Origin of the sequence: Chromohalobacter sp. 48-RD10 (assembly GCF_029889785.1) — a bacterium.
In the GTDB taxonomy this organism is placed as follows: domain Bacteria; phylum Pseudomonadota; class Gammaproteobacteria; order Pseudomonadales; family Halomonadaceae; genus Chromohalobacter.
On sequence record NZ_JARANX010000015.1, the window covers coordinates 37,599 to 49,343 of the forward strand.

The following is an 11,745-nucleotide window of genomic DNA, read 5'->3' on the forward strand; positions in this document are numbered from 1 at the left end:
TGTCCTCCCATTCACACCCAAGGGTGTTTTAATGTCTCAACATACCCAATCACCTGACGAGGGAGCCGACGACGTCCAATCCGTCAATGCCGACGGTGTCGACGAAGTCGCTGTCGAGTCCAATCGGCGTCTCTACGGCGGATGGCAATGGTGGCTGTTCGGCTCCCTGGCCATCATGTATTCGCTATTTCACCTGGTCTCGCTCAACATCTATCCGCTCGAGACGTGGTCGTTTCGCATTCTGCACATTGCCGGTGCCCTGATACTGGGCTATGGCTTCTACGCCGGTACGCAATTCGCCGAGACCCCGCAAGCGCGCTCGAGTGCCTGGCTGCGTTGGTTGAGCTATGCCATGTTGATCCCTGCGCTCTACGCTTTGGTTCGGGTGGCGATGATGTATCAGACGATGAACGACGGCGCCATGCGCATCGCCCCCGAGATCGAGGCCTGGCACTACGGCTATCCGTTGCTGCTGGCCACCGTCGCGGGCATCGTACTGTCATGGAGCTATCGTCAGGTTCGCGACGGGCTGTCGCCGGCGGATGTGGTGTTGATGGTCTGTTCGCTGGCCGTGGCCGGCTATCTGCTGGTGATGTTCAATAGCCAGCTACGCGCCTCCACCGGTACGCCCTTCGCGCCCATGGGGATTTCCTACGCGGCCATTGCCGGTTCGCTGCTGATTCTCGAACTGACGCGCCGCGTCGCCGGTCTCGCGCTGATCATCATCTCCACGATCTTTCTGGTCTATGTCTTTGTCGGGCCTCATCTACCGGGCTTCCTCGGCTACCCAGGCCTCTCGGTGGGCCGCTTCTTTAGTCAGGTCTACACCGATGCCGGTATTCTCGGGCCGACCACTGCCGTTTCCTCGACCTACATCATCTTATTCATCATCTTCGCGGCGTTTCTACAAGCCTCTAAGGTCGGTGACTATTTCGTCAACTTCGCTTTCGCCGCTGCCGGACGTGCGCGTGGCGGACCCGCCAAGGTCTCCATTTTCGCCTCTGGCTTGATGGGCATGATCAATGGCACCTCCGCCGGCAACGTGGTGTCCACCGGTTCGCTGACCATCCCATTGATGAAGAAGGTCGGCTATCCACCACGCAGCGCCGGGGCCATCGAGGCGGCCGCTTCCACTGGCGGGCAGATAATGCCCCCGATCATGGGTGCCGGTGCCTTCATCATGGCCGAAATTACCGGCATTCCTTACACCGAGATCGCCATCGCCGCACTGATTCCGGCGATCCTGTACTTCGCCTCGGTCTATTTCATGGTCGATTTCGAGGCCGCTCGCAAAGGCATGCGCGGCATGCGTCAAGACGAGATCCCGCGTTTCTCGAAGCTCGTCAAGCAAGTCTATCTGTTCGCGCCGATCATCATTCTAATCGCGGCACTGTTCATGGGTTACTCGGTGATTCGCGCGGGTACGCTGGCGACGGCATCCGCCGCCGTGGTGAGCTGGGTCTCGCCGCACAAGATGGGAATACGAGCCATCCTCAGGGCACTGCAACTGGCCGGGACGATGTCGATTCAGATCATCGCCGTGTGCGCCTGTGCCGGGTTGATCGTCGGTGTGATCGCGCTGACGGGGGTCGGGGCACGCTTCTCGTCCTTACTGCTCGGCCTAGCCGGGGTCAGCCAATTGCTGGCGCTGATCTTCGCCATGTGCATCAGCATCCTATTGGGCATGGGTATGCCGACCACCGCCGCTTACGCCGTTGCAGCCTCCGTGGTAGCGCCCGGCTTGATCGACATCGGTATTCAGCCGCTAGTGGCGCACTTCTTCGTGTTCTATTTCGCGGTCGTCTCGGCGATCACACCGCCGGTGGCGCTGGCATCCTACGCGGCGGCGGGGATCTCGGGCGACAATGCCATGGCCACCTCCGTGGCCTCGTTCAAGATCGGTCTGGCGGCCTTCATCGTGCCGTTCATGTTCTTCTACAGCCCGGCGATGCTGATGGAGGGCTCATGGCTACAGATCCTGCGTGTCGGCGTCACCGCAACGCTCGGTATCGTGCTGCTGTCGGCCACCGTGCAGGCATGGCTCTTCGGGCCGGTCAAGGCCTGGCAGCGCCTCGTGATGCTGATAGGTGCGCTGTGCATGATTTATGGCGGCATCTACACCGATATCATCGGCCTGATGATCGGTGTGGGGCTTTATGCCATGCAACGCGCTCGTAATGATACGTCTCCCGCCACGCCGCGCTAAATTCCCGAGACCGCTCTACCCCAAAACGCCCCCGTTCGGCTTGACCGTTCGGGGGCGTGACGTGTGGTAACAGAAAAAACACTGCCTCAGTGCTTAACTTTCCACGCTGGCCTGTGCTAATAGTGAAGCTAGGTCTTGGCCTATCACTGCTGCGCAAGGAGGTTGCCATGGGTAACGTTTCGTCCCCACGCACCGCCCGGGTCATTGACCTGGACACCATGAGGCAGCGACGTCAGGCGCAGCGCCGCATTCTACGCTTGGCGCCGGAACTGGATGGCCTCGAGATGCTGTATCACCTGGCGTCGGACCCGGACACGCTGTATGGCATGCCGCTTTTGGCCTGGGGGCTCCGCGAAAGCGGCGAGGTGGTTGGCTTGGTGCCCTGGATGGAATCCTTGACCGCCTGTCATGAGATGGACAGTCCCGATCATGGGCGCTTTTTCGGCTATCGCGACCCTGAAACGGAAGAGATCTTCCATGCGCCGCCCGAGCACAAGGTCCATGAACTGGAACATGCCGCCGCGTATTTCGACTATGAAGAAACGTCGGCCCCGACCTTGATACAGCAGCTACCCGATACTCAGGGCACGCATGCGCTGTGCCTCGCCAGCGACGGCGACGGCGAGAGCTGGCAACTCAAGCAGGTATTTGGCTGGCGCTTGTACAACGACGGCAATATAGAATCGCTACTCGTCGACGAGAAACGTGTCGAGCAGACGCCGATCGTGGCTGGCGATGCCTGCCTCTACGCCGGCCATAGTCGTCATGAGACGGTGTATTACTTCCAGCGTCATATCGCCAATCAGATCAAGCAGCAGGACCCCACCACCATGGAGGCCCTCGCCGTGATGACGACGCCCTCTTCATCGCCTTGAAGAAGAGAGACGTCACGCTAGACGAATGACATAGCGATAGCGTTCGTCTTCCTCCAACTGCGCGATGAGCTCATAGCCCAGGAAGGTGCAGAATTTGGGCACGTCGCGTGTCGTGGCGGGGTCCGTGGCGATGACCTCTAGAAGTTGGCCAACGTTCATGTCCCGCACCCGATTGTGCATCATCATGATCGGTTCGGGACAATACAGGCCAGTAGTATCCAGCACCGCATCCGGCGTAGGCAGGGACGTATCGGGATCAGACATAAATGACGTAACCTCGTGTTCGCTCAAACTCGATGATGCGCTATCGCCGTGACGACCTCAATCCTGAAGGACCACATGCACGGTCACCTCCTCGCGATCGTGGTAAAGATGGCGAGCGCGTATCCGTGCCCGCACGCCGGCTCGCTGCAGACTATCCTCAAGACGTGTCAGGCAGCGCGCCACTTCTTCCCAGCGCTTCTTCATGGGCAGTTTCAGGTTGAAGATCGCTTCACGGCACCACCTCTGGAGCAACCAGCGTTCCACCATGTCGATGACGCGCATGGGCTTGTCGACGATGTCGCACACTAACCAGTCGAGGCGCATCGGGGGCTCCCAGACAAAAGCATCCTCGCGCAAGTGCTCGACTTGCCCCGTGGCCATCAGCGTTGCGTCCATGGGGCCATTATCGATGGCGTAGACATACATGCCTTGGCGCACGAGCTGATAGGTCCAGCCCCCTGGGGCGGCACCGAGATCGGCAGCTTGCATGGCATCGTTAAGGCGCGCCGGCCAAGCATCACGAGGCACGAAGACATGCCAGGCTTCTTCGAGCTTGAGGGTCGAGCGACTCGGTGCTTCATGCGGGAACTTCAGGCGCCATATGCCGCCGAGATGCTCGGCCCGGTTAGCGGGGAAGCTTATCGCCAGTTGGACACGATTGCCCGCCGTCCAGAATAGATGCAAGCGCCGACCACCGGCCTTGCGACGCAGCGCACCGCGCTTTTTGAGCGTGCTTTCCAACGGCTTGCGCAAGGCTTTCATCAAGCCGGCCAGCGCCTTCTCTTCGTTGGTATCCGGCGTTTCTTGCCAGACCGATTCGAACGACCAGCCGCTGGCGACAACGAGCTCGACGATCGCCGTCAGCCGGTCGTCGCGAGGCAAATTTTCCAGGGGCGGAAATGCCACCAGCGATTGCCGCGCAAACACCAAGGACTCGAGCGGTAGGCCACGATGCACGTCATTGGCAGGCATGGCGGGGTCGAGCACGAAACGCACATGGCCGCTGCCCGGCGCTGCAATGGGGTATCCTTCTTGTCCCATATGGGCGGTCTTGTCAGAGAGTTCGGCGCTCAGGTCCTTCTCGAAACCGGGACGGCAATAGAGTAGCCACTCGTGCGGACAGACGGCCATGTTGGACTCCAGGATCGGCGGGCCGGCAGTCTAACGAGCGGACAGTACGCGAGGCAAGCCACGTCCGACGCCTTGCTATGCCAGGCGCCGCTGGGTCTTTTCATCGAACAAGACGGCACGGCTCAAGTCAGCGCGCAATACCACTCGGTCTCCCGCCACTACACGACTCTTCGGGCCGAGGCGGGTCGTTACCTCACTGCCACCCAGCCACGCCTGCAGCAAGGTATCCGCACCGGTCGGCTCGACCACTGTTGCCGTCACCTCCAGCCGCGCACCCTCACCTGACGCTTCTTGTATGGCGTCGTCTTCGAGAAAATGCTCAGGCCGCAACCCCAGGATCAAACGCTCGCCGACGCGGGCCGATAGTTCCTGAGTGTCACGCTCCACCGGCCAAGGCAACGTCAACGCCGTCCCGCCTTGTTCTTCATCATGGACTTGCAAGGCATAACCGCTTGCATGACTCACGAGCGTGACGGGAAGGAAGTTCATCGATGGCGAGCCCATGAAGCCTGCCACGAACATATCCACGGGATCATTGTATACTTCGTGAGGCGTGCCCAACTGCAGGATTTCTCCGTCGCGCATCACCGCGATTCGATCGGCCAGCGTCATGGCCTCGATCTGATCGTGCGTGACATAGACGATGGTGGTTCCGAGACGCTGATGCAGTTTCTTGATTTCGGTGCGCATCTCCACGCGCAGCTTGGCATCCAGATTCGAGAGCGGCTCGTCGAACAGATAGATCTGCGGCTCACGCGCCAAGGCGCGGCCCATGGCGACACGCTGACGCTGCCCACCCGATAATTGCGAAGGCTTGCGATCAAGCAGCGGCGTGATTTTCAGCAGCTCAGCCACGCGCGAGACCGCCTCTTCGCGCTGGGCCTTGGGCATCTTGCGCATTTCCAAACCAAAGGAAATGTTCTGGCGCACGTTCATGCTCGGATAAAGCGCATAGGACTGAAACACCATGGCGATATCGCGCTCGGACGGCGTATGCCAGGTCACATCGTCATCACCAATGCGGATCTCGCCACTGGTGACGGGCTCGAGCCCTGCGATGGTATTCATCAAAGTCGACTTCCCGCAGCCCGAGGGGCCGACCAGGATCAGGAACTCCCCGGAATCGATCGCCAGAGAAATATCCTTGAGTACCTGCGTGCTACCGAATGTCTTGTTGACGTGACGGATGTTCAAAGCGGACATAATGACCTCTGTAATCAACCCTTGACGGATCCCGCGGTCAACCCGCGCACGAAATATTTTCCGGCCAACACATACACCACCAGTGTCGGCAAAGCGGCGATCATGGCCGCTGCCATGTCGACGTTGTACTCCTTAACGCCGGTGGAGGTGTTGACCATATTGTTAAGTGCCACCGTCACCGGCTGCGAGTCGAAGCCCGCGAACGACACCCCAAACAAGAAATCATTCCAGATCTGAGTGAATTGCCAGATGACCGTCACGGTGATGATGGGACCCGATACCGGCAGCAGAATACGCCAGAAAATACGCCAGAACCCCGCTCCATCGAGCTTGGCGGCGGCGATCATTTCATCGGGTATCGACACGTAATAGTTACGGAAGAAAAGCGTCGTGAACGCGATGCCATACACCACATGTACAAGCACCAAGCCACTGGTGGAACTGGCCAGCCCCAACCAGCCCAACGTCCTCGCCATGGGCATCAGCACCACCTGGAACGGCACGAAGCAGCCGAACAGCAGCAGTGCAAAACACAGGTTCGCGCCGCGAAACCGCCATTTGGTCAACACGTAACCATTGAGCGCGCCCACGAAAGAGGAAATCGCCACGGCAGGGACGACGATGGCTATCGAATTGAGGAAGTAGCCCGACATGCCATTACAGCGCATACCGGTGCAGGCCGATCCCCACGCCTTGCTCCAGGCCTCGAAGGAGATCGTGCTGGGTAGCGACAAGAGGCCACCGGCACGAATGTCATCTAGGGGCTTCAGCGATGTCAGAAGCATGACCACGAGCGGTAATAGATACACCAGCGCCGCCACGATCAGTAGCGTATATAACCCAGTTCGCCAGAGCCGTGCCGAGGTCGTATGTCGACGTACCATGTTAGCCATGTCGCTGCCCTCGCAATTCGGAATACAGATACGGCACCAAGATTGCCAACACGCCGCATAGCATCATGATCGCGCTCGCCGACCCCAGGCCGATCTGTCCTCGTGTAAAGGTGTGTGCATACATGAAAGTGGCCGGCAGGTCGGTCGCGTAGCCGGGGCCGCCTCCCGTCAGCGCCATGACCAGATCGAAACTCTTGATGGCGATATGGGCGAGAATCATCACCGCGCTGAACACCACAGGACGCAGACTCGGCAGGACGATGCGCGTGTAGATACGCGGCAAACTGGCGCCATCCAACGCCGCTGCCTGAAAGAGGCTGTCGTCGATACTCCTTAGACCGGCCAGGAACAAGGCCATCACGAACCCGGACGCTTGCCATACGGCGGCAATCACCAGGGTGTAAATCGCCATGTCGCTATCGACGAGCCAGTTGAAGGTGAAGTCTTCGAACCCCCAGCCACGCACCATCGCCTGGATCCCCAATCCCGGATTGAGCAACCAGCGCCAGACGACACCGGTCACGATCAGGGAGAGTGCCATCGGATACAGGTAAATCGTGCGCAACGTACCTTCCTGTCGGATACGTTGATCGAGAAAAATCGCGAGCAGTAGCCCTATCACCAGACAGCTCACGATGAACAAGCCACCGAACACCACCAAGTTGGTGGCCGCCACGTGCCAGCGTTCATTGGCAAAGAGTCGTGCGTACTGCGCGAACCCCACGAAATCGTATTGCGGCAACATCCGCGAGTTGGTCAATGACAGCAGAAACGTCCAGAGCATGTAGCCATAGACGAAAAACAACGCCACCCCGAGCGAGGGTGCTATTACCAGACGGGGCAATACACGTTCAATATGGCCCGCCAGAGAGCGTCGGTGTCGTCGCTCTCCGGAAGCAGGCGCAGATACATTTGATGGCATCGACGATATCCTTTTGAAAAGACACGATTGCTCGCTACCGATTCAAGATTCGGCAGCGAGCAAAGACTCACCTCACTCGGCCGCGCGTATGGCGCTGACCAGTCGCTCCGAGGCGGTCTCGGCCTTCATGTCAGGATCATTGAAAAAGTTGGTGATGACATCGAACACCGCACCTTGCTGGCTGTCCGACACCGCCATGCCATGTGCCAGGCTGGGCACCAGCGCATCTTCGTCCATGGCGACATCAAAGGCCTCACGCGACGCCTTGGCGCAGGCATCGAAATCGTCGAGGGAGACGTCCAAGCGCACCGGAATCGAGCCTTTGGCTTGATTGAACTGGACCTGGAAGTCCTTCGACAGCACGATACTCGCCAGATCCCGTTGGGCCTGTTGCTGACCTTCATCGTCGACATCGAACATGGCCAGGCTATCGGTGTTGTAGGAGAACATGCTTTCGGTCATCGGCGGGGCAACGCATTCGTAGTCCTCGCCCGGCATCATGCCTGCGGCGGTGAACTCACCCTTAGCCCAGTCACCCATGATCTGCATGGCCGCCTTGCCATTGATGACCATCGATGTAGCGATGTTCCAGTCACGGCCGGCGATGTTGTCGTCCATCGTGCCGCGTAGCTTCTTGAAGGTCTTGAGCGACTCGATCATGGTGTCACTGGTCAACGCTTCAGGGTCCAGGTCGACGAACGCCTTGCGATAGAAATCGCCGCCCCCGATCCCCATCATGACCACTTCGAAAACAGTCGCATCCTGCCAGGGTTGTCCACCGTGAGCGAGCGGAATGTAGCCCGCCTCGCGAATCTTGTCGGCAGCGTCAAAGAACTCGTCCCAGGTCTGCGGCACGTGATCGACGCCGGAGTCTTCCAGGACCTCGGGGTTGGCCCAGATCCAGTTGATACGGTGAATATTGACGGGGACTGCGGCATAGTGACCGTCGACTTTATCGGCGGCGACGATTTCCTCGGGAAGGAAGTCGTCCCACCCATCGGCTTCGGCGGCTTTATCGATATTACCCAGGAACCCCATATCGCCCCACTCTTGAATCAACGGGCCCTTGATCTGTGCCACAGCGGGAGGGTTTCCAGAGAGTGCGCGTGATTTGAGTACCGTCATGGCACTATCGCCGGCCCCGCCGGCAACCGCGAAATCTTTCCAGGTATGTCCCTTGTCCTCGAGTTTTTCCTTGAGAAGCTTGGCAGCCTTGGCTTCGCCTCCCGAGGTCCACCAATGGAGAACCTCAATTTCAGCAGCATTGGCCTGTCCCACGGCAGCAGCCAGCAAAGCACCTGCTGCGAGCGCATGGATCGTTTTCATGACGTAACTCCTTATGGTTGTTATCGCGACATGGGTCGCTCAATCACGAGGGGGGTCCTCGTGTCTTACCAGTCTCGGGAGCGGCCAGTGAAGCGTCGACGGGGCAAGGAAGGAAGACAGAAGGCCCGAAGCCCAGCACTGCTCACACTCGAAGGAATGGCGCCATCCGCGGCCGTTTTCGTTATTACGTCAGTCCCTCGTTGGCGACTATGAGCCAGCGGATCGAACGCCCCCGATCCCTGGTTTCGAGCGTAGCGCATGCCAACATGCGTTTGGGTTTCCGAGTCTTACAAAGTCTTGGCGACATATTGCAGCTCTGTAATATTCAACGCCGCTTCCCTTCTCCGGAAGCTTAATGCGCCAAGGGTAGGCTTAGCCGGATACTCAACCCGCCTTCAGCGGATTCGCTCAAGTAGATCTCCCCACCGTGGGCACGCACGATATGCCGAGCAATGGCAAGCCCCAGACCACTACCGCCCGTGTGACGACTCCGGGAAGGCTCGAGCCGCACGAAGGGCTCGAAGACACGCTCTCGCTGTGCCTGGGGAATGCCCGGCCCATCGTCACTGATGCCGATGACAATATGCTCGCTATCCCGTTGAAGTGCGATATTCACATACTGCGCATAAAAAATGGCGTTCTCGATGAGATTGGCCAAGCAACGCTTGAAGGCCAGCGGTTTGGCCGATAACCATCCTGCGTGCCCTTCAAGGTGCATCGACGCCGCTTCATGCACGGCGAGATCCTCCATGATGTCCTTCACCAGTACATCCACGTCGATCGCAGTGGCCGTCTCATGGAGATCCAGCCCCTTCACCGACGCCAAGACCCCCTTCACTAATTGGTCCATCTCATCGAGGGAGCGTACGAACGCCTCGCGCTGAACGGATGAGTCAAGCATCTCGGCGCGCAGGCGTAAGCGTGTGATGGGTGTTTTGAGGTCGTGCGAAATGGCGGAAAATAAGCGTTCACGCTCCTCGACCTGATGACGAATTCGTTCACCCATGCGATTGAACGCCGCCGCCGTATCACGCAATTCACGTGGCCCGCGTTCGGCAAGGGGCGGCGATTCAAGGTCGTCCCCCAGACGTCTCGCCGCCTTGGCCAGGATCGAGAGCGGTCGTGTCGACCAACGTATTCCCCACAACGATAGGGCGATGACCGTCAGCAATACGACGACGGAGACGAAAAGTCGATCAGCGGATAGCCAAGTGGCGTCTTCAAGAGACTCCGCCATGGGAAGGGACGTCGCGACAAACAGCCAATTGCCCCCTTCGAGTGGCATTTGCACGACGAGAATGGGCGTCGATAATGGTGTGATAGCCAAGCTACGGTGTGCCCAATGGGCGGGGAGCTCCGCAAGGGGGACTTCATTATTGAACACACGCAGATCGCTGGGCCGTGAAAATCCGATGTACATTTCGCGCTGCCCAAGCGCTTGCACGAGCCCATCTCGCAAAGTAGCGGCCACCATCTCACGCGCGTTGCCTCCATTGGTACTTGGCAAGACGATACGGTGGTCGTTGACACTGACGAAGAAGCGGGTTCCCCCCATATCGCGCAATTGATCGAGCACGATATGCCGATACTCATACGGCAAGGAATTGAAGTAACGTACGGTGGTGGCCAGACTCTCGGCGAGATGACGCGATAGGGTATCGAGCCTCGCCAGGCGCTCACGGTTTTCCTGCCAACTCCAGATGCCATAGCTGGCAATCTGCGCGCCTAAAACGCCTAGCAACATGATCAATACGAAGCGGCCCCTTAGGGTTCGTGGACGCCACCACCGCTTCACATTACCGATTCCACGGGAGTGGCCAGGACATAACCTGCCCCGCGTACGGTGCGGATCAATTGCGAATGCTGGGCATCTTCTCCCAGGCGCTGACGCAAGCGGCAGACGTGTACATCGATGGATCGATCCAGAGGCGGAGCACGACGTCCCCGACTCAAATCGAACAGGCGCTCGCGAGACAGAACCTGCTCGGGGTGATCAAGAAACACACCTAGCAGCTGATAATCTGCACCCGATAAATGACTCCGATTGCCCGCACCATCGATCAACTCACGCGTAATTCGGTCTAAGGACCAAGGTCCAAACCTTATAATACGTGTCGCCACAGCCGGCAACGGTTTGACACGGCGCAATATCGCCTTGATGCGTGCCAGTAGCTCACGCGGGTTAAAGGGCTTAGCCAGGTAGTCGTCGGCCCCTAGTTCGAGCCCGAGAATACGATCGGTCTCATCCACGCTGGCGGTCAACATGATGATAGGCAAGTTGCTGTGGCGGCGAAGATCACGACAAAGCGACAAGCCATCCTCTCCCGGCATCATGATGTCGAGTATCAGCAAGTCGGGATCTTCATTACGTATCAAGGTCGATAAGGAATCGCCATCGCTCCCCAACACGACCTTGAAACCATGCTGCTCAAGGTAAGTTTGCAACAACTCACGAATTTCGACGTCGTCATCGATGACAGCTACTGTCGTATGATTCATTGTCATAGTGAGAGACGCTCCCTGCCGCTGCTTCCCAATTCGACAGAAGGCGCTGCGGATATTTGTTGGTTATCATCACGATTCTTTCTGAATGATGCGATGGCTTCCCCTGCGCATCAAGAGAATCAGGGAGCGACACGACCAAAGGGGGAGGAATATAACGTACATACGCAACATTGGCGGGTTTTATCGGCGCCTGGACGATACTCGACGTAGTAGCTTTTCATTCGTCGGAGTCAAACCCATTGTTTTTCAGGCCCCAAACGACAAAACCCCCGCCTCTTTCGAAGCGGGGGTTTTCGAATAAATGCCTGACGATGACGGGGCCGGCCATCCGGGACTCTCCATGGGGAAGGCCCTCAATGAATGAACCCCGACCAATGGCCGGGGTTCGAAATAAATGCCTGACGATGACCTACTCTCGCA

General features: G+C 58.5%; 10 protein-coding genes. 2 read left to right on the forward strand and 8 right to left on the reverse strand.

Features of this window, described 5'->3' with window-relative positions; all coding sequences use genetic code 11:
• Window positions 1–31: 31 nt before the first annotated feature.
• Window positions 32–2,206, forward strand: a complete 2,175-nt coding sequence (locus OP496_RS13640) for a TRAP transporter fused permease subunit (protein WP_280564264.1) — start codon at window positions 32–34, stop codon at window positions 2,204–2,206.
• Between the two features lie 167 nt (window positions 2,207–2,373).
• Entirely contained in the window at window positions 2,374–3,081 is a 708-nt protein-coding gene (locus OP496_RS13645; RefSeq protein WP_280564265.1) for a hypothetical protein, read from the forward strand.
• A gap of 12 nt (window positions 3,082–3,093) precedes the next feature.
• On the opposite strand, the gene tusA is transcribed toward OP496_RS13645, so the two are convergent.
• The 8 genes from tusA to OP496_RS13685 all read right to left on the reverse strand — a co-directional run bounded on the left by tusA (window position 3,094) and on the right by OP496_RS13685 (window position 11,325).
• Window positions 3,094–3,345 carry a sulfurtransferase TusA gene (gene tusA, locus OP496_RS13650; RefSeq protein ID WP_280564266.1) on the reverse strand — a complete coding sequence of 84 codons (252 nt, stop codon included), beginning with the start codon at window positions 3,343–3,345 and terminating at the stop codon, window positions 3,094–3,096.
• 57 nt (window positions 3,346–3,402) lie between these two features.
• Window positions 3,403–4,476 (reverse strand): 23S rRNA (cytidine(2498)-2'-O)-methyltransferase RlmM, encoded by a 1,074-nt coding sequence (gene rlmM / locus OP496_RS13655; RefSeq protein WP_280564267.1) that lies wholly within the window; start codon window positions 4,474–4,476, stop codon window positions 3,403–3,405.
• Between the two features lie 75 nt (window positions 4,477–4,551).
• Window positions 4,552–5,679 (reverse strand): sn-glycerol-3-phosphate ABC transporter ATP-binding protein UgpC, encoded by a 1,128-nt coding sequence (gene ugpC, locus OP496_RS13660; protein ID WP_280564268.1) that lies wholly within the window; start codon window positions 5,677–5,679, stop codon window positions 4,552–4,554.
• Between the two features lie 14 nt (window positions 5,680–5,693).
• On the reverse strand, window positions 5,694–6,572 hold the full coding sequence (locus OP496_RS13665; protein WP_280564269.1) for a carbohydrate ABC transporter permease: 879 nt from the start codon (window positions 6,570–6,572) through the stop codon (window positions 5,694–5,696).
• Entirely contained in the window at window positions 6,565–7,494 is a 930-nt protein-coding gene (locus OP496_RS13670) for a sugar ABC transporter permease (protein WP_280564270.1), read from the reverse strand. The genes OP496_RS13665 and OP496_RS13670 overlap by 8 nt, the downstream gene beginning before the upstream one ends.
• 72 nt (window positions 7,495–7,566) lie before the next feature.
• A complete protein-coding gene (locus OP496_RS13675; protein WP_280564271.1) occupies window positions 7,567–8,820 on the reverse strand; it encodes an ABC transporter substrate-binding protein in 1,254 nt (417 codons plus the stop codon).
• 352 nt (window positions 8,821–9,172) lie between these two features.
• Window positions 9,173–10,564, reverse strand: a complete 1,392-nt coding sequence (locus OP496_RS13680; protein WP_280564272.1) for an ATP-binding protein — start codon at window positions 10,562–10,564, stop codon at window positions 9,173–9,175.
• A gap of 47 nt (window positions 10,565–10,611) precedes the next feature.
• Entirely contained in the window at window positions 10,612–11,325 is a 714-nt protein-coding gene (locus OP496_RS13685; protein ID WP_280564274.1) for a response regulator, read from the reverse strand.
• Window positions 11,326–11,745 lie beyond the last annotated feature (420 nt).